Origin of the sequence: Microbacterium rhizosphaerae, from assembly GCF_034120055.1 — a bacterium.
GTDB lineage: Bacteria > Actinomycetota > Actinomycetes > Actinomycetales > Microbacteriaceae > Microbacterium > Microbacterium rhizosphaerae.
Map to the genome: position 1 here is coordinate 1,274,941 of NZ_CP139368.1, position 17,598 is coordinate 1,292,538.

Annotated in this window: 16 protein-coding genes; 3 read left to right on the forward strand and 13 right to left on the reverse strand. The window is 70.3% G+C overall.

The genetic code is table 11. The annotated features are described in order from the left end of the window. Positions 1-56: 56 nt before the first annotated feature. The 4 genes from ribH to ribD are packed head-to-tail and all read right to left on the reverse strand — an operon-like array spanning position 57 to position 3,614. The gene (ribH, locus tag SM116_RS05495; RefSeq protein ID WP_320943451.1) at positions 57-536 is read right to left on the reverse strand and encodes a 6,7-dimethyl-8-ribityllumazine synthase; all 480 of its coding nucleotides are present in this window, start codon (positions 534-536) and stop codon (positions 57-59) included. After that, positions 533-1,810, reverse strand: a complete 1,278-nt coding sequence (gene ribA / locus SM116_RS05500; protein ID WP_320943452.1) for a GTP cyclohydrolase II — start codon at positions 1,808-1,810, stop codon at positions 533-535. Before ribA ends, ribH begins: the two co-directional genes overlap by 4 nt. Beyond that, complete coding sequence (locus SM116_RS05505) at positions 1,807-2,547, reverse strand: riboflavin synthase (RefSeq protein WP_320943453.1); 741 nt, start codon at positions 2,545-2,547, stop codon at positions 1,807-1,809. The genes ribA and SM116_RS05505 overlap by 4 nt, the downstream gene beginning before the upstream one ends. After that, positions 2,547-3,614, reverse strand: a complete 1,068-nt coding sequence (gene ribD, locus SM116_RS05510) for a bifunctional diaminohydroxyphosphoribosylaminopyrimidine deaminase/5-amino-6-(5-phosphoribosylamino)uracil reductase RibD (protein WP_320943454.1) — start codon at positions 3,612-3,614, stop codon at positions 2,547-2,549. Before ribD ends, SM116_RS05505 begins: the two co-directional genes overlap by 1 nt. A gap of 341 nt (positions 3,615-3,955) precedes the next feature. Here ribD and SM116_RS05515 point away from each other — a divergent pair, with 341 nt between their 5' ends. Next, positions 3,956-5,782, forward strand: coding sequence for a glycerol-3-phosphate dehydrogenase/oxidase (locus tag SM116_RS05515; protein WP_320943455.1), 1,827 nt, complete (start codon positions 3,956-3,958; stop codon positions 5,780-5,782). 137 nt (positions 5,783-5,919) lie between these two features. Then, positions 5,920-7,416 (forward strand): glycerol kinase GlpK, encoded by a 1,497-nt coding sequence (gene glpK / locus SM116_RS05520; protein WP_320943456.1) that lies wholly within the window; start codon positions 5,920-5,922, stop codon positions 7,414-7,416. A 65-nt stretch (positions 7,417-7,481) separates the two neighbouring features. Here glpK and SM116_RS05525 read toward each other — a convergent pair whose 3' ends face one another. Together SM116_RS05525 and SM116_RS05530 are read right to left on the reverse strand one after the other, a co-directional pair. Next, complete coding sequence (locus SM116_RS05525) at positions 7,482-8,024, reverse strand: GNAT family N-acetyltransferase (RefSeq protein ID WP_320943457.1); 543 nt, start codon at positions 8,022-8,024, stop codon at positions 7,482-7,484. Positions 8,025-8,028: 4 nt separating this feature from the next. Further along, a complete protein-coding gene (locus SM116_RS05530) occupies positions 8,029-8,904 on the reverse strand; it encodes an Fpg/Nei family DNA glycosylase (RefSeq protein WP_320943458.1) in 876 nt (291 codons plus the stop codon). Positions 8,905-9,361: 457 nt separating this feature from the next. Here SM116_RS05530 and SM116_RS05535 point away from each other — a divergent pair, with 457 nt between their 5' ends. Next, positions 9,362-10,204 carry an endonuclease domain-containing protein gene (locus tag SM116_RS05535; RefSeq protein WP_320943459.1) on the forward strand — a complete coding sequence of 281 codons (843 nt, stop codon included), beginning with the start codon at positions 9,362-9,364 and terminating at the stop codon, positions 10,202-10,204. Between the two features lie 524 nt (positions 10,205-10,728). On the opposite strand, the gene trpS is transcribed toward SM116_RS05535, so the two are convergent. The 7 genes from trpS to sdhC all read right to left on the reverse strand — a co-directional run bounded on the left by trpS (position 10,729) and on the right by sdhC (position 17,553). Further along, entirely contained in the window at positions 10,729-11,733 is a 1,005-nt protein-coding gene (gene trpS / locus SM116_RS05540; RefSeq protein WP_320943460.1) for a tryptophan--tRNA ligase, read from the reverse strand. Positions 11,734-11,756: 23 nt separating this feature from the next. Then, positions 11,757-12,605 carry an exodeoxyribonuclease III gene (locus SM116_RS05545; protein WP_320943461.1) on the reverse strand — a complete coding sequence of 283 codons (849 nt, stop codon included), beginning with the start codon at positions 12,603-12,605 and terminating at the stop codon, positions 11,757-11,759. A 30-nt stretch (positions 12,606-12,635) separates the two neighbouring features. Then, positions 12,636-13,934: a YihY/virulence factor BrkB family protein gene (locus SM116_RS05550; RefSeq protein WP_320943462.1), complete on the reverse strand. Its 1,299-nt coding sequence runs from the start codon at positions 13,932-13,934 to the stop codon at positions 12,636-12,638. A 71-nt stretch (positions 13,935-14,005) separates the two neighbouring features. Further along, entirely contained in the window at positions 14,006-14,785 is a 780-nt protein-coding gene (locus tag SM116_RS05555) for a succinate dehydrogenase iron-sulfur subunit (RefSeq protein ID WP_320943463.1), read from the reverse strand. Next, positions 14,785-16,587 carry a succinate dehydrogenase flavoprotein subunit gene (gene sdhA / locus SM116_RS05560; RefSeq protein ID WP_320943464.1) on the reverse strand — a complete coding sequence of 601 codons (1,803 nt, stop codon included), beginning with the start codon at positions 16,585-16,587 and terminating at the stop codon, positions 14,785-14,787. The genes SM116_RS05555 and sdhA overlap by 1 nt, the downstream gene beginning before the upstream one ends. A gap of 71 nt (positions 16,588-16,658) precedes the next feature. Next, a complete protein-coding gene (locus SM116_RS05565; RefSeq protein ID WP_320943465.1) occupies positions 16,659-17,105 on the reverse strand; it encodes a succinate dehydrogenase hydrophobic membrane anchor subunit in 447 nt (148 codons plus the stop codon). A gap of 13 nt (positions 17,106-17,118) precedes the next feature. Beyond that, entirely contained in the window at positions 17,119-17,553 is a 435-nt protein-coding gene (gene sdhC, locus SM116_RS05570; RefSeq protein ID WP_320943466.1) for a succinate dehydrogenase, cytochrome b556 subunit, read from the reverse strand. Positions 17,554-17,598 lie beyond the last annotated feature (45 nt).

Here is a 17,598-nt window from a genome sequence, read left to right on the forward strand (position 1 = left end):
GAGGCGCGTCCGCGGCTCCTGGACGTCGAGGACGAGACCGACATCGGGCGGATCGGTCAGGCGCGGGCGCGCAGCTCCCGCAGGATGAGCGCTGTGCGCAGGGCGGCGTCGGCCGCCTCCGCGCCCTTGTCCTCCTTCGAGCCGGGCAGACCGGCGCGATCCAGACCCTGCTGCTCGTTGTCGAGCGTGAGCACGCCGAACCCGACGGGCTTGCCCGTGTCGAGGGCCACGCGGGTCAGGCCGTCGGTCGCGGCCGACGAGACGAACTCGAAGTGCGGCGTGCCGCCGCGGATGATGACGCCCAGCGCCACGACCGCGTCGGCGCCCGCATCCAGCGCCGCCTTCGCGACCACGGGCAGCTCGAAGGAGCCCGCGACGCGCACGAGGCGCCAGGCGGCGCCCGAGGCGTCGAGGGTCCGCGCGGCGCCGGCGATCATGCCGTTCGTGATGACCTCGTGCCACGTGCCGGCCACGACGACGACCGACAGGCCCGAGGCATCCACCCGCTCCTGCTCGGGAGCGCCGTGCCCGCTCACTTCTCGGCCGCCTCGTGCATGGCGGCGAGCGCTTCTTCGAAGTCGTCGTCGGCGATGATGTGGCCCATCCGATCGCGCTTGGTGGCGAGGTATTGGTGGTTGTTCGGACCGATCCCCACGAGCAGCGGCACCTGCTCGACGATGTCGAGGCCGAGCTCGCGCAGCTGGTTCACCTTGTCCGAGTTGTTGGTGAGAAGGCGCACCTTCTCGACACCGAGATCCGCGAGGATGCCGGCCGCCGCCGCGTAGTCGCGCGCGTCCGCCGGAAGACCCAGCGCCAGGTTGGCATCGACGGTGTCGAGGCCGCGCTCCTGCAGGCTGTACGCGCGCAGCTTGTTGATGAGCCCGATGCCCCGGCCCTCGTGGCCGCGCATGTAGATGACGACCCCGCCGTCCTGCTCGATGGCGTCGAGCGCCGCCTCCAGCTGGGGGCCGCACTCGCACTTGAGCGAGCCGAACGCCTCGCCGGTCAGGCACTCCGAATGCACCCGGACCAGCGGGGCGCCGCCCTGCAGCTCGCCCGACACGACCGCGATGTGGTCGGTGCCCGTGACGCGGTCCTTGTAGGCGAGGAAGCGGAACGATCCGTGCGACGTCGGCACGTGCGCCTCCGCGCGCAGGCTCACCCGTCGCCTGTGCTGTGCGCGCTTGGCCGGGTCGCACGGCTCGTTCTCGTCGAGGTACTCGATGAGCTGCTCGATCGTGATGACAGGCACGCCGTCACGCTCGCCGAGCTCGAGCAGGCCCGGCAGACGCATCATCCCGCCGTCCTCCGCGACCACCTCGCCGATGACACCCACCGGCTGCAGGCCGGCGAGCCGCATGAGCTCGACCGTCGCCTCCGTGTGGCCGCCGCGCTCGCGGACGCCGCCGTCGACGGCGCGCAGCGGCAGGATGTGCCCGGGACGGATGACGGATGCGGGGGTGGATGCGGGGTTCGCCAGCACGTTGAGCGTGTGCGCGCGGTCGGTCGCGCTGATGCCGGTCGAGATGCGATCGGCGGCGTCGACGCTGACGGTGTACGCCGTGCCCCGCGCATCCTCGTTCACGGCCACCATCGGCGGCAGGTCGAGGCGGTCGGCCCAGTCTGTCGGCATCGGCGCGCAGAGGAATCCGCTCGACCAGCGGACCGCCCAGGCGACCCACTCCGGGGTCGCCAGCTCGGCCGAGAGGACGACGTCGCCCTCGTTCTCGCGGTTCTCATCGTCGGCGACGATGACGGGGCGCCCGGCGCGCAGCGCGTCGAGGGCCTGGGGGATGGTGGCAAGGCTCATCGTGAGCCTCCTTCCGTGAAAGTCGCCTCGCGGGGTGCGGCCGGTGCCGCGAAAGACAGAAGCCGTTGCACGTGGCGCGCGAGGATGTCGGTCTCGAGGTTCACACGCTCGCCCGGCGCGCGCTCGCCGAGCGTGGTCGCCGTGAGCGTCTCGGGGATGAGCGAGACCTCGAACCAGTCTCCGTCTCCGGTCCCCGATCCGTCCCCGGTCCCCGATCCGTCTCCGGTCCCCGATCCGTCTCCGGTCCCCGAGCCGCTCCCGGTCCCCGAGCTTGTCGAGGGGTCGGACACCGCGCTCACCGTGAGCGACACTCCGTCGACCGCGATGGACCCCTTGTCGACCACGAGCGGCGCGAGGTGGTGCGGGAGGCCGATGCGGATGACGCGCCACTGGGCGCCGGGCCGTACCTCGAGGATCTCTCCGGTGCCGTCGATGTGACCCTGCACGATGTGGCCGCCGAGGCGGCCGTGCGCGGACGTGGCGCGCTCGAGGTTGACGCGGCGACCCACCGCGACCCGCTCGAGCGTGGACATGTCCAGAGTCTGCTTCATGACGTCGGCGGTGAACCAGTCCGCGCCCTGGTCGACGACGGTGAGGCACACGCCGCTGACCGAGATCGAGTCGCCGTGCCCGGCATCCGACACGGCCTTCGGCGCGTGCACGGTGAGCCGCACGCCGTCTCCCGAGGGTGCGACGGCGGTGATCTCGCCGACCTCCTCCACGATTCCCGTGAACATCAGGCCTCTCCTTCTTCTGTCTTGCTCGCTGCGGGCCGGGCGACCACCAGCAGGTCGTCGCCGAGCCGTTCGACGGATGTCACAGCCAGTCGTCGGGCGTCGGCGATCGTGCCGACCCCGATGTCGCCGAGAGCGAGTCGGCCGCCCCCGAGCACGACGGGGGCGATGTAGGCGAGCACCTCGTCGACGAGGCCCTCGCGCAGGAACGCGGAGGCGAGCGCGGGGCCGCCCTCGACGAACACGCGCTGGATGCCGAGCTCGCGCAGCGCGTCGAGCACCGGGCGCAGCTCGGGGCCGTCGAAGAACAGCGGCTCGTGCGGGTGGCGCCGGAGCGCGGCATCCGCCGGCGTCCGACGGGTGCCGACGACGACCGGGACCGGCTGCGACTCCAGGAGGCGCCCGTCCGAACCGCGGGCGGTGAGGGCGGGATCGTCCGCGAGCACCGTGCCCGTCCCCACGACGATCGCGTCGGCCAGCGCGCGGCGGCGGTGGACGTCCTCGCGCGCCGCGGGGCCGGTGATCCACTGGCTCGTGCCGTCGTCGGCGGCCGCGCGGCCGTCGAGACTCTGCGCCCACTTGACGGTCACGTGCGGGCGGCCGAGCCGCTGCACCTCGAGCCACGAGTCGAGGAGCGCAGTGGCCTCGATCGCGCCGACGCCGGATTCGACCTCGACACCGGCCGCGCGAAGCCGGTCGGCTCCGCCCGAGGAGTGATCTCCCGGATCGGCGACGGCGTACACCACGCGGGCGACGCCGGCCTCGATGAGCGCGACCGCGCACGGGCCTGTGCGGCCCGTGTGGTTGCAGGGCTCCAGGGTCACGACCGCCGTGGCGCCGCGAGCGGCGCCCGGCGCGAGCCGTGAGAGCGCGTCGACCTCGGCGTGCGGGGTGCCTGCGCCACGATGCCATCCCTCGGAGAGCACCTCGCCGTCGGGGGAGAGGACGACCGCGCCGACCTGAGGGTTGACGCCGCGGGGACCGAGCTGCGCGATCTCGAGCGCGCGTGCCATGGCCGCGCGCTCGACGTCGGCGCGCTGCGCGCGCCGCTCGACGTCGGTTGCCGTCATCCGTCTTCCTGTCGTGTCCTCGTGACCGGGTCGACGGCGTGCAATGCGGCTGCCGCCGTGCTGCCTCCCATCCGGACTCGCGGGCCGCAGTCCTCGGACTGCCGCACCGCATCACCGTCGGTCCCGGAATTCCACCGGATCGGCCTCGGCGCTGCCCTTCGGAGAAGGGATCGCCTCGGTTCGCGGACTGTCACCGCCGGTTCGGATTCTCACCGACCCCGGAGCACGTTCTTCGGTCTCCAGTCTACTAATCGCGGGCGGCACCGTTTCATTCCGAGTCGCTGAATGGCGGCCTGATCGGCTCCGGGACCACGTAGCCTGGAGGTGGGGAAAGGGGAAGCATGCCCGACCGTTCCGGGGAGACGCACCACGAGCCGGTCGCACACGGCTACGACGCGCTCAAGGCTCGCCCGTACGCCGACGTCCTGATCGTGGGCGGAGGCATCAATGGCATCGCAACCTTCCGCGACCTCGCGCTGCAAGGCGTGGACGTCGCTCTCGTCGAGCGCGGCGACTTCGTCAGCGGAGCATCCGCCGCCTCGTCGCACATGATCCACGGCGGCATCCGCTATCTCGAGAACGGCGAGTTCCGGCTCGTGCACGAGGCGGTCACCGAGCGCAACTCCCTGCTGCGCACCGCCCCTCACTTCGTCCGCCCGCTGCAGACGACCATCCCGATCTTCTCGACCTTCTCGGGCGTGATCGGCGCTCCCCTCCGCTTCCTCCGGCACGGGTCGGGCCGGCCCTCCGAGCGCGGGGGCATCCTCATCAAGATCGGCCTCGTCATCTACGACTCGTTCTCGCGCGGGCTGTTCCACGTGAACGGCGTCGTGCCGCGGCACGCCTTCCACGGTCGTGCGCAGTCGCTGCGCGACCTTCCCGACCTGAGCCCCGATGTGAAATACACCGCGACGTATTGGGACGCCTCGCTCCACGACCCCGAGCGGCTCGCGCTCGACCTGGTCCGCGACGGGCTGGCGGCGGGCGCCCGCACGCGCTCGGAGGATGCGGCGCACCGCACCGCCCGTGCCGCCAACTACACCGCGGCGGTGGCCGTCAAGGACGGCCGCGTCGTGCTGCGCGACGTCGAATCAGGCGAGGAGACCGGGTTCGCCGCATCCGTCGTCGTCAACGCCTCGGGTCCCTGGACCGACATCACGAACGCCGCGCTCGGCAGCCCGACCCGCTTCATGGGCGGCACGAAGGGCTCGCACATCGTGCTCGATCACCCGCGTCTGCTGGCCGCGACCGGCGGGCGGGAGCTCTTCTTCGAGCATAGCGACGGCCGCATCGTGCTCATCTACCCGCTCAAGGGACGCGTGCTCGTGGGCACGACCGACATCGACCACGACATGGCCGACCCGATCGTGTGCACCGAGGCGGAGGTCGACTACTTCATCGACCTCGTCGCCCACGTGTTGCCGGGGATCCCGGTCGACCGCTCGCAGATCGTCTACCGCTTCGCCGGCGTGCGCCCGCTGCCGCGCCACGACGACGTGTCGCCGGGCTTCGTCTCGCGGGACTACCGCATCGAGCAGGCGCCGCTGGGCGAGGGAACGGATGCATCGGTCCTGAGCCTCATCGGCGGCAAATGGACCACGTTCCGCGCCTCGGCCGAGCACCTCGCCGACCGGGTCCTCGGGCTGCTCGCGCGCTCCCGCGTGCGCTCGACGAAGGGCCTCGCCATCGGCGGCGGCCGCGGCTATCCGACCACGGAGCGTGCGCGCCGGCAGTGGATCGCCGGCCACCCCGGCGTCTCCGGCGCGCGGGCATCCGTGCTCCTCGACCGCTACGGCACCTTCGCGGCCGACGTCATCCGCGCGATCGCGGCCGACCCTTCGGATGCCCCGCTCGCCGCAGCGCCCGCGTACTCCACGGGCGAGCTGCGTCATCTCGCCCGCACCGAGCATGTCGTCCACCTCGACGACATGCTCATGCGGCGCACGAGCATCGCCTTCACCGGCGGGGCGACCCCCGAGGCGGCCGCGGAGATCGCGGAGGCGATCGCTCCGGTCCTCGCATGGGATGCCGCGCGCCAGGCGTTCGAGGTCGAGCGCGGTCTCGCCAAGGTCGACGCGTTCGTGCCCGCCGCGCCGGCGCGCCACGACGAGGTGTCCGGAACCGACGACGGCGGCTCGCTGACCGGTCCCATCCCGCTCACCCGTTAGCTTCCCGGGCCCGCGTGCGGGCAGTCGAGCGGGCGCGAGCGGCACGAGACGGAGCCTGCGGAGCCTTCGACCTGCGCCGCTGGACCGATAGCCTGGCGGAGCCGCGCGGGGGCGCGGCATCCGATCGAGGAGGCGATGTGGCCGAGCATGTGATGGCGATCGATCAGGGGACGACGTCCACGCGGGCCATCGTGTTCGATCGCCACGGGGCGATCGTCGCGACGGCTCAGCGCGAGCACGCGCAGATCTTCCCCCGGGCCGGATGGGTCGAGCACGACCCGGTCGAGATCTGGACCAATACGGAGTGGGTCGTCTCGCACGCGCTCGGCAAGGCGAGGCTGAACGCCGCGGACCTGGCCGGCATCGGCGTCACGAACCAGCGCGAGACGGCGATCGTATGGGACCGTCGCACGGGCAGACCCGTCTACAACGCCGTGGTCTGGCAGGACACCCGAACCCAGGACCGCCTCGACCGTCTCGCCGATCAGGCCGAGCGGATCACCGGGATCACGGGGCTCCCGCTCGCGACGTACTTCTCCGCGTCCAAGCTCGCGTGGATCCTCGACAATGCGCCGGGTGCCCGCGACGCGGCCGAAGCCGGCGACATCCTCTTCGGCACCCCCGACACGTGGATCGTCTGGAACCTCACCGGCGGTCCGTCCGGCGGTGAGCATGTGACCGACGTCACGAACGCGAGCCGCACGCTGCTGATGGACCTCACGACCCTCGACTGGTCCGAGGAGCTCCTCGCGGTGTGGGGCATCCCGCGCGCGATGCTGCCCGCCATCCGGTCCTCGTCCGAGGTGGTCGGGACGGCTCAGCTGCCCGCCGTCGTGCGGCGTGTGCCCGTCGCCGGCATCCTGGGCGATCAGCAGGCCGCCGCCTTCGGCCAGGCCGCCTTCGACGAGGGCCAGTCGAAGAACACGTACGGCACGGGCAACTTCCTCCTCGTGAACACGGGCACCGAGCTCGTGCGCAGCTCGCATGGGCTCATCACGACGGTCGCGTACCGGTGCGGGACGGATGCGGCGCGCTACGCCCTCGAGGGCTCGATCGCCGTCACCGGGTCGCTCGTTCAGTGGCTGCGCGACAACCTCGGCATCATCAGGACCTCGCAGGAGGTGCAGACGCTCGCCGAGTCGGTGGAGGACAACGGCGGCGCCTACTTCGTCCCGGCGTTCTCCGGCCTGTTCGCACCGTACTGGCGGCAGGACGCGCGCGGCGCGCTGGTCGGCCTCACCCGCTTCGTCACCAAGGCGCACATCGCCCGCGCCGCGCTCGAGTCGACGGCCTTCCAGACGCGCGACGTGATCGGAGCCGTGACCGCGGACACCGGCCGCGAGCTCGACGAGCTGCGCGTGGACGGCGGGATGACGCACAACGACCTGCTCATGCAGTTCCAGGCCGACATCCTCGGCATCCCGGTCGTCCGGCCGAGGGTCGTCGAGACGACCGCCCTCGGCGCCGCCTATGCGGCGGGCCTGGCGACCGGCGTCTGGGCCGGCTTCGACGACCTGCGCGCACACTGGCAGGAGGACCGTCGGTTCGAGCCCGTGATGCCTGTCGAGGAGCGCGACCGGCGCTACCGCACGTGGCAGAAGGCCGTCTCGAAGTCCCTCGGCTGGGTGGACTGACACAGGACCAGTCATGCCGGTCGTCGAGGAAGCGCAGCGAGTCGAAACGCGGTGACCTCCCAGCCTCAGCCGTGGATGCGGTCGATGCGCAAGAGCGCGCACGTCGTGTTGTAGTACGCGTCGGTGAGGCCTTCGTCGCGCATGCCGATCCGGCGGGCGACGGCCTGAGATGCCGTGTTCTCGGGGTGCGTGACCGCCAGCACGCGGTCGAGCCCCGCCTCGAACGCGTACTCCAGCACCCTCTGCGCAGCCTCCGACGCGATGCCGCGGCCCCACGCATCCGGGTGCAGGTGCCAGCCGATCTCTGTCTCGCCCGACGGTTGCAGCGGATCGGCGGGACCGGATGCCGGCAGGTCCTTCAGCAGCGCCGTGCCGAAGCGTTCTCCGCTCTTGCGGTCGGCGATGAGCCAGATCCCCTTCGGCTCCTCGTCGTCCCACACGGCGTACCGGTCGACGCGCTCGATCGCCTCGGCGCGATCGGCCATGAGTCGTGGCACGCGGCCGATGAAGCGTTGCACGTCCCATCGCGAGTACGTGTCGAAGACGAAGTCGACGTCGTCGGGCCGGAACCGGCGCAGCCGCAGCCGGGGCGTCTCGAGATCCTGCATCCCTCTATTTCAGCAGGCGCGAGAGGCGCCGGTCGGCGAGGACCTTCCCGCCGGTCTGGCACGTCGGGCAGTACTCCAGCGAGTTGTCGGCGAAGAACACGCTGCGCACGGTGTCGCCGCATACGGGGCAGGTCTCGCCGCGGCGGCCGTGCACCTGCATCCCGCGTCTCTTCGCGTCCTTGAGGTCGGCGGGCGGCTTGCCCGTCGCCTCGGACACGGCATCCGTCAGCGTCGAGATCGTCGCCGCGTACAGCCGGTCGACGTCCTCATCCGTGAGCGAGGAGGCGAGGGCGTACGGCGACATCTTCGCGGCATGCAGGATCTCGTCCGAGTACGCGTTTCCGATGCCGGCGACGATCGACTGGTCGCGCAGCACGCCCTTGATCTGCGTGCGGCGGCCCGCCAGCATCCCGGCGAGCACGTCGCGCGTGAACGACGGAGCCAGCGGATCGGGCCCCAGCCGCGCGACGCCGGGAACATCGGATGCTGCGCGCACGACGTAGAACGCCAGCGACTTCTTCGTCCCCGCCTCGGTCAGGTCGAATCCCGAGCCGTCGCTGAGCGCCACGCGCAGCGCGATCGGCGTCCGTCCGGGCTTGATGAGCGTGGTCGGCAACTGGTCGTACCACCGCAGCCAGCCGGCCTTGGCGAGGTGGAAGACGAGGTGCGGACCTGCGCCACCGTCCTTCGCCGTCGAGATGTCGAGGAACTTGCCGTGACGCGAGACGCCGGTGATCTCGGCATCCTTCAGAGCCTCGACCGGCGGGTCGTACGTCTTCAGCGCCGCGATGTTCGCGACCATCGCCCGCACGATGCGCAGGCCGGCCGTGCGCTCGCCGAGGAAGTCGACCAGCCCCTGCACCTCCGGCATCTCGGGCATGCGCCCATCCTGGCACGCCCCACCGACCTCCGGGCCGCTGTCTCGCCCCGTCCCGCCCGCCCGGCCCCACCGCCCCGGCCCGCCCGCCTCACCCGCCTCACCCGCCCCGCCCCACCCGCCCCACCCGCCCCACCCGCCCCACCCGCCCCACCCGCCCCGACCACCGCCCCACCCGCCCCACCCGCCCCACCCGCCCCGACCACCGCCCTGCCGTGTCGTCCGGGATTCAGTCTGTTCGTTGCACAAGCGGCGGCCGGGCGGCGAACTTCCGGCCCTGCGCACGTCCGGCGGGCTCGACGAGACTGAATCCCGAACGCCGTGGGCCGCAGCGCGGCGCACGCACGGACGCCATGGTCAGGGAAACAGAGTCTCCTGCACCCGGCTCACCGGCGTTCGGCTATCCACACCGCGGGTGCGCGCCCGTCGGGGCGCGCCTCGGGGCCGCAACGATCAGGTGGTGTTCGATGTTCTGACCCGCGCCGACCTCATCCGGGACGGCTTCAGCTCCCGTGCCATCACCGCCGCGGTGAAGTCCGGCGACCTCGTGCGTGCTCGGCAGGACCGCTACCTCGCCCGCGATGCGCCGCCGCCGCTGGTTGATGCTGTCCGCGTCGGAGGTCGCCTCGGCTGTCTTTCACTGCTCGCGCTGCTGGGCGTCTTCGTCTTCGACGGTTCGACACTGCACGTGCACATGGAGCGAGGTGACAGCAGGATGCGGTCGCGCCTGAGTCGCCGCCGACGTCTGCCCGATCGCGGGAAGCGCGGGCCGATGCTGCTGCACTGGAGGCGCCTGACGGACGAGCCCGGGTTGGGCGCGGTCGGCGTCATCGATGCGCTGATCTCGGCTGTCCGCTGTCAGGAGCCGCGCCACGCCATCGCCACTTTGGACAGCGCCCTGAATCTGGGGGTGATCGATGACGTCGGATTCGCCGAGGTCTTCGCGCGCCTGCCGGCGCGTTTCCAGCTGCTGCGTGGGTTCGTCGACGCCAGGGCGCAGGCGGGGACCGAGACGCTGGTCCGGCTGATGGCGCAGAGACTCGGATGCCACGTCGTCCTCCAAGTCGTCTTCGAAGGCGTCGGTCGGGTCGACCTGGTTCTGGACGGCTGGCTTGTCGTCGAGTGTGACAGCAGAGCATTCCACGGCACGTGGGAGCAGCGGCTCAAGGACTATCGACGCGACCGCGCTCTCGCCGCGAAAGGCCTCTGCGTCCTCCGGCTGGCCGCTGAGGACATCCTCTATCGCCCGGAGTCGGTGGTCGAAAGCCTCCGCGGCCTCATCCACTCCCGCCGGCAGCTCTGAGCCGGACCGCCGGTAGCTCTGAGCCGGGCCGCCGGTCGCCGGTAGCTCTGAGCCGTGCCGCCCGATCGCCGGTAGTTCTGAGCCGGACCGCCGGTCGCCGGTAGTTCTGAGCCGGACCGCCGGTCGCCGGTAGTTCTGAGCCGGACCGCCGGTCGCCCTGAGCCCGACCGCGCATGCGCCCAAACGCCGATCCCGACACCGACGGCGTTCAGGATTCAGTCTCCGCGCCTCAGGATGAACCTGATCGCCCCGGAACTCGTGCGCCCGTGATCGCTGGCAGCGCGAGGAGACTGAATCCTGAACGCCACGCTCACAGAACGGCAGCGCGGAAGGACCCCCACCGGTAGGTCGCCAGCCGACCGCCAGCCGACCGCCCGCCGGCAGCCCGCCGGCAGCCCGCCCGCCGGCAGCCCGCCAGCCGACCGCCAGCCCGCCAGGCTGCAGGACCCCGCCGGCAGCCGCCCGCCAGCCGACGGGACAGCAGCCAGCTGGGCAGTCCGCCCGGCTGGATGAGCGGGGGAAGGTCACACGCGGCGCAGGAGCCCGACCCGGTCGTAGACGTCGGAGAGCGTCGCGTTCGCGACCTCTTCCGCGCGCGCGGCATTCAGAGCGAGCACGCGGTCGAGCTCCGCCGGGTCGTCGAGCATCGCCAGGGCACGCTCCCGCACCGGGCCGAACTCCTCCACCACGACCTCGGCGAGACCCTTCTTGAAGTCTCCGTAGCCGCGGCCGGCATACTCGTCCTCGATCGACGGGATCTGGCGACCTGTCAGGGCCGCGTAGATCACCAGCAGGTTCGACACGCCGGGCTTCGACTCGCGGTCGTATCGCACCGAGCCCTCGCTGTCGGTGACCGCGCGCATGACCTTCTTGGCAGATAGCGCCGGGTCATCCAGCAGCCACAGGACACCCGCATCCGATTCCGCCGACTTCGACATCTTGGCCGTCGGGTTCTGCAGGTCGTAGATGCGCGCCGTCTCCTGCTGGATGACGGGAATCGGCACGCGGAAGGTCTCGCCGTAGCGGGAGTTGAAGCGCTCCGCGAGGTCGCGCGTGAGCTCGACGTGCTGCTTCTGGTCGTCGCCCACGGGGACGATGTCGGTCTGGTACAGCAGGATGTCGGCGGCCATCAGCACCGGGTAGGTGAACAGCCCGACGGAGGTGGCGTCGGCACCGTAGCGCTGCGACTTGTCTTTGAACTGGGTCATGCGTCCGGCCTCGCCGAAGCCCGTGATCGTCGACAGGATCCACGCCAGCTCGGCGTGCGCCGGCACGTGCGACTGCACGTACAGCGTGGACTTCGACGGCTCGATGCCTGCGGCGATGTACTGCGCGGCCGTACGCCGCGTCTTCGCGCGCAGCTCGGACGGGTCGTTCGGCTGCGTCAGAGCGTGCATGTCGACGACGGAGAAGAACGCCTCGTAGGACTCCTGCAGGTCGCGCCACTGCATCAGGGCCCCGATGAAATTGCCGATCTGGAGGGAGTCGGCAGAGGGCTGCATTCCGGAGTAGAGGCGCGGTTTGGTCACCTCACGAGTCTATGGGAGCCCGATCAGGCCCCGACGGCGTAGTCCGCGACGACCGGAGCGTGGTCGCTCCACCGTGTGTCCCACGAAGGCGCCCGCACGATCCTGTAGTCGGCCACCCGCTCCGCGAGCTGCGGAGTTGCGACTTGATAGTCGATGCGCCACCCCGTGTCGTTGTCGAACGCCCGGCCCATCATCGACCACCAGGTGTACGGGCCGTCGACTTCGCCGTGGAAGCGGCGACCGACATCCACCCAGCCTTGGCCGCGACCGCGCGAGCCGTCGACCCCGGTCACGATGGTGCCTGCGGGCCCGAACAGCCGATCGAAGTACGCGCGCTCGCGCGGCAGGAAGCCGGACTTCTTGACATTGCCCTTCCAGTTGCGGATATCGAGCTCGCGGTGGCCGACGTTCAGGTCTCCCATGACAAGGGCGAGAGGCAGCGTGCGCAGCTGCCGCATCCGCTTCTCCATCGCGTTCAGGAAGTCCCACTTCTGGTCCTGCTTCGGCGTATCGGCCTCACCCGACGGCACGTAGGCGCTGACGACCGTCAGGTCCTCGCCGTCGATGACGAAGTCCGCCTCGAGCCAGCGGCCGGATGCATCGAGCCGCTTCGGGCCCGCCAACAGGCGTCGCACCACGACCGGATCCTCGCGGCTGGCGATCGCCACGCCGGCGCGGCCTTTCGCGAGGGCCTCGTCGCCGATGATCCGCCATCCCGGCAAGGAGGCGGCAAGCTGCTCGGCGGTCGCCCGGACCTCCTGCATCGCCATGATGTCGACATCGGCATCCGCCAGCCATTCGAGCATCCCTTTGCGCGTCGCCGCACGGATGCCGTTGACGTTGATGGAGGCGATACGTACGCGGCGGGGCATGTACGCCAGCCTAGCGAGGCCCTCCGACGTTCAATGCCGCCCCGCCTCGTCCGAAGGCTGCGCGTGCAGCCCGTGGTGCGAAGCGGTGGCGGCGGCCACCGCCGGCGTCGCAGCCTCGACCTGCTCGAGCTCGTCCTCGGCCTCTCGCACCGCGCGGTCGGCCGCCCACCGTCGGTGCCACGGCGCCGTCGCTCGCGCCTCCTGCGCCGTGCGCAGGCGCACCCGGGCTGCCAGCAGCAGGGCCTGGTGCTCGGCGGCGAGGCGCTCCGCCTCGGTGACGGGGAGGAGCGGGATGTGGTTGTCCTTCGCGGCCACGGCGATCCACGATGCCGCCACCAGCAGCACGATGCCGATGAGGCGGAACCACAGCAGCAGGACGATCGCGACGGCGAACGTCGCCACGAGCGGGTTCGAGGGCGTGAAGCTGAGGAACAGGCCGAAGCCGAGCTGCAGGACCGTCGTCGCGCTCGCCCCGAGCACAGCGCCGGGCATGATGCGCCGCCACGTCAGCTGCGTCCCCGTCAGGAAGCGGAACAGGCCGGCCATCAGCAGGATGTTCACGATGAGCAGCGCGAGCACTGTGACGAGCCGGACAGTGAGCAGCGAGGCCTTCGACGAGTTGCTCAGTCCGATCAGGTCGAAGGTGAACTGCAGGGCCCATGTGCCGAAGGTCACGAGGACCGTGCCGAGGAACAGACCAGCGCCGAAGACGAGGGCGGCCACGAGGTCGAGGCTCTTCAGCCAGAAGTAGTTGCGGCGGTCGGGCGGGATCCCGAACACTCCGCGCACCGCGCGCCGTGCGTACGAGATCGCGCTGATCGCCGTCCATACGAGGGTGCCGAGGGCGATGACGCCGGTGATGGTGAGCGTCCCGGTGTTCGCGCTCACGATCTCCTGCACCTGGTGGGGTTTGATCACGCCGTCTTCGGCGATCAGACCGGGAAAGTAGTTGTTGATGATCCGGATGAGCTCGTTCGCGGCGCTGACGCTGTCGCCGAGCCACAGCCCGGCGATCGCGAACACGACGTAGAGCGCGGCGAAGCCGGCGAACAGCGACTGATAGCTGACGCCCGCCGCCAGGATGAACCCGTCGTGCTGCAGGAAGTTGCGCCAGACGCGCACCGGGAACCACGCGAGCGTGCGCTGGGTCAGCGCCGTGGCGCGGGCGATCGGCTCGTCGAACCGCTGGCGCAGCGTCTCCTGCCGCTCCTCGAACCGTGCCCGGAGGTCCTTCTCGTCGCGCTCCGCCTGGGCGGCAGCAGTACGCGAGGACTTCGCGCTGTCGCTCGACGAAGGGGCAGCGCCGTGTTCGACTCCGGGACGGGTCACGGAGTCAGATTAGCGAGTCGCAGCCGCCGCATCCGCCGTCGCCGCGGCCGCGTGGCGGACGGTGCGGCGCGTCAGCGACCGCGGAGGACGGCCTGCTTGACCTCGGCGATCGCCTTGGTCACCTCGATGCCGCGCGGGCACGCCTCGGTGCAGTTGAAGGTGGTGCGGCAGCGCCACACGCCTTCCTTATCGTTGAGGATGTCCATGCGCACATCGCCGGCATCGTCGCGCGAGTCGAAGATGAACCGGTGCGCGTTCACGATCGCGGCAGGCCCGAAGTACTGGCCGTCGGTCCAGAACACGGGGCACGACGAGGTGCACGCCGCGCACAGGATGCACTTCGTCGTGTCGTCGAAGCGCTCGCGCTCGACGACCGACTGGATGCGCTCCTTGCCCGGCTCCGGCTTCGAGTCCGCGATGAGGAAGGGCTTGACCTCCCGGTACGCGGCGAAGAACGGCTCCATGTCGACGACGAGGTCCTTCTCGAGCGGCAGCCCCTTGAGCGCCTCGACGTAGATGGGCTTCGAGATGTCGAGGTCCTTGATCAGGGTCTTGCACGCGAGGCGGTTGCGGCCGTTGATGCGCATCGCATCCGACCCGCAGATGCCGTGCGCGCACGAGCGGCGGAAGGTGAGCGACCCGTCCACCTCCCACTTGATCTTGTGGAGCGCGTCGAGCACACGGTCGGTCGAGTACACCTCGACGTCGTAGTCCACCCAGCGCGGCTCCTCGTCCACTTCGGGGTTGAACCGGCGGATGATGAACGTGACGAGGAACGACTGGATGCCGGTCTCCGCCGTCGTCTCCTCGACTTCGGAGACCGCATCCGGATCGACGAGAGCGGTGGACATCAGTACTTCCTCTCCATCGGCTGGTAGCGGGTCACGACGACGGGCTTCCAATCCAGCGTGATGTGGTCCGACGCGTCCGACGAGTGCGCGTCCCCGGTCAGGTACGCCATCGTGTGCTGCATGTAGTTCTCGTCGTCGCGCTTGGGGTAGTCATCGCGCATGTGGCCCCCGCGGCTCTCCTTGCGGTTGCGGGCCGCGTAGACCACGACTTCGGCGAGGTCGAGGAGGAAGCCGAGCTCGACGGCCTCGAGCAGGTCGGTGTTGTACCGCTTGCCCTTGTCGTCGACGTGCACGTTCAGGTAGCGGTCGCGCAGCTCCTCGATCGTGCCGAGCACCTCGCCCAGCGACTCGTCCGTGCGGAACACCTGGGCCTTGCGGTCCATCTCGTCCTGCAGCGTCTTGCGCAGGACGGCGATGCGCTCGGTGCCGGCGTTGTTGCGCAGCTTCTCGATCATGTCGGAGACGGCCTGGGCCGGGTTCTCCGGCAGCGGGACGAACTCGGCGGTCTTCACATACTCCACGGCGTTGCGGCCGGCGCGCTTGCCGAACACGTTGATGTCGAGCAGCGAGTTCGTGCCGAGCCGGTTGGAGCCGTGCACCGACACGCACGCGCACTCGCCGGCGGCATAGAGGCCGGGCACGACGGTCGTGTTGTCGGAGAGGACCTCGGCTTTGTTGTTGGTCGGGATGCCGCCCATCGCGTAGTGGGCGGTCGGCATGACCGGCACCGGCTCGACGACGGGGTCGACACCGAGGTACGTGCGCGCGAACTCGGTGATGTCCGGGAGCTTGGTCTCGAGCACCTCGGCGCCCAGGTGCGTGCAGTCCAGCAGCACGTAGTCGCGATGCGGACCGGCGCCGCGGCCTTCCGCGACCTCCTGGACCATGCAGCGGCTCACGATGTCACGCGGGGCGAGGTCCTTGATGGTGGGGGCGTAGCGCTCCATGAAGCGCTCGCCGCTCGCGTTGCGGAGGATCGCGCCCTCACCGCGCGCGCCCTCGGTGAGGAGGATGCCGAGTCCGGCCAGCCCCGTCGGGTGGAACTGGAAGAACTCCATGTCCTCGAGGGGGAGGCCCTTGCGCCACACGATGCCGACGCCGTCGCCGGTGAGCGTGTGCGCATTCGAGGTGGTCTTGAAGATCTTGCCGAAGCCGCCCGTGGCGAAGATGACGGCCTTGGACTGGAAGACGTGCAGGTCGCCCGTGGCCAGCTCGTACGCCACGACGCCGGCGATCTGCTTGTTCCTGCCCTCACCGACCGTGATGAGGTCGAGGACATAGAACTCGTTGAAGAAGTTGATGCCGAGCTTCACGCAGTTCTGGAACAGCGTCTGCAGGATCATATGGCCGGTGCGGTCGGCGGCGTAGCATGCGCGGCGCACCGGGGTCTTGCCGTGGTCGGCCGTGTGCCCGCCGAAGCGGCGCTGGTCGATCTTGCCCTCGGGCGTCCGGTTGAACGGCAGGCCCATGTTCTCGAGGTCGATGACCGCGTCGATGGCCTCCTTCGCCAGGATCTCCGCCGCGTCCTGGTCGACGAGGTAGTCGCCGCCCTTGACGGTGTCGAAGGTGTGCCACTCCCACGAGTCCTCTTCGACGTTGGCGAGCGCCGCCGCCATGCCGCCCTGCGCCGCACCCGTGTGCGAGCGCGTGGGGTACAGCTTGGAGATGACGGCGGTCTTCGCCCCGGGGCCGGCCTCGATGGCCGCCCGCATCCCCGCGCCGCCGGCGCCCACGATGACGATGTCGAACTGGTGGTAGTGGACGCCGTCCTTGACGATGGAATCCGCGGTCTGCGTGCTCACGTGATGTATGCCCTTGCCTCTACGTCGTGTCGCTGGTGATCCTGGTGCGTCGCCGTCGTCCCTGCGCAGGCTCACGCCGTGCAGAGGGCGGCCAGCTCGCTGCCCGGGGTCACTCCCAGGCAGGGGTCGAAGGTGAAGACGACCAGCGTGCCGAGGAGGATGAGGAATGCGGCCGCCAGCCACAGCGCCCAGACGAGCACGCGCCGGGTGCCGGCGTGCATGACGTAGTCGTTGACGATCGTCCGCATGCCGTTCGCGCCGTGGATGAGGGCGAGCCAGAGCATGATGACGTCCCACCACTGCCAGAACGGCGTGGCGTACTTGCCCGCGACGAACGCGAAGTCGATCTGGCGCACTCCCTCGCCGGCGACGAGGTTGATGAACAGGTGCCCGAAGATCAGGACGACCAGCAGGACCCCGGAGGCCCGCATGTAGATCCAGCCCCACTTCTCGAGGTTGGATCCCCTGCGGCGGGACGGGGCCGGGGTGCGGGGGGCGGCGATGGTGTCGGAGGTCATGTCGTCGTCTCCCTTACTTCGCGCCGGACATCTCGGCCACGATGACCATGAGCTGACGGGGGATGAAGCCGAGCATCGTGATCGCCCAGAGTCCGATGACGCCCCACCACAACTGCCGCTGGTGGCGCGTGCCCCACGACCAGAGGTCGACGAGGATGATGCGCAGCCCGTTGAACGCGTGGTAGGTGATCGCCGCGACGAGCACGATCTCGCCGAGGCCCATGATCGGGTTCTTGTACGTGCCGATCACGGCGTCGTACGCCGCCGGCGACACGCGGATGAGGGCTGTGTCGAGGACGTGCACCAGCAGGAAGAAGAAGATCGCGACGCCGGTGATGCGGTGCAGGACCCAGGACCACATCCCCTCGCGGCCGCGATACAGCGTGCCGCGCGGGACCTTGGAGGTGGTTTCCGAGATCTGCGGTGTGAGGCGTGCTGGTGCAGACACGGCCGTCCTCCTTGATCGAAAACGGTGGGCTTCGAGCCCCGGGGG

Coding starts and splice junctions, on each gene's coding strand:
- SM116_RS05530 (WP_320943458.1), bottom strand. CDS start 8,904: ATGCCCGAGATGCCGGAGGTGCAGGGGCTGGTCGACTTCCTCGGCGAG.
- SM116_RS05515 (WP_320943455.1), top strand. CDS start 3,956: ATGCCCGACCGTTCCGGGGAGACGCACCACGAGCCGGTCGCACACGGC.
- SM116_RS05525 (WP_320943457.1), bottom strand. CDS start 8,024: ATGCAGGATCTCGAGACGCCCCGGCTGCGGCTGCGCCGGTTCCGGCCC.
- ribD (WP_320943454.1), bottom strand. CDS start 3,614: ATGACGGCAACCGACGTCGAGCGGCGCGCGCAGCGCGCCGACGTCGAG.
- SM116_RS05505 (WP_320943453.1), bottom strand. CDS start 2,547: ATGTTCACGGGAATCGTGGAGGAGGTCGGCGAGATCACCGCCGTCGCA.
- SM116_RS05555 (WP_320943463.1), bottom strand. CDS start 14,785: ATGTCCACCGCTCTCGTCGATCCGGATGCGGTCTCCGAAGTCGAGGAG.
- SM116_RS05545 (WP_320943461.1), bottom strand. CDS start 12,605: ATGCCCCGCCGCGTACGTATCGCCTCCATCAACGTCAACGGCATCCGT.
- SM116_RS05565 (WP_320943465.1), bottom strand. CDS start 17,105: ATGACCTCCGACACCATCGCCGCCCCCCGCACCCCGGCCCCGTCCCGC.
- ribA (WP_320943452.1), bottom strand. CDS start 1,810: ATGAGCCTTGCCACCATCCCCCAGGCCCTCGACGCGCTGCGCGCCGGG.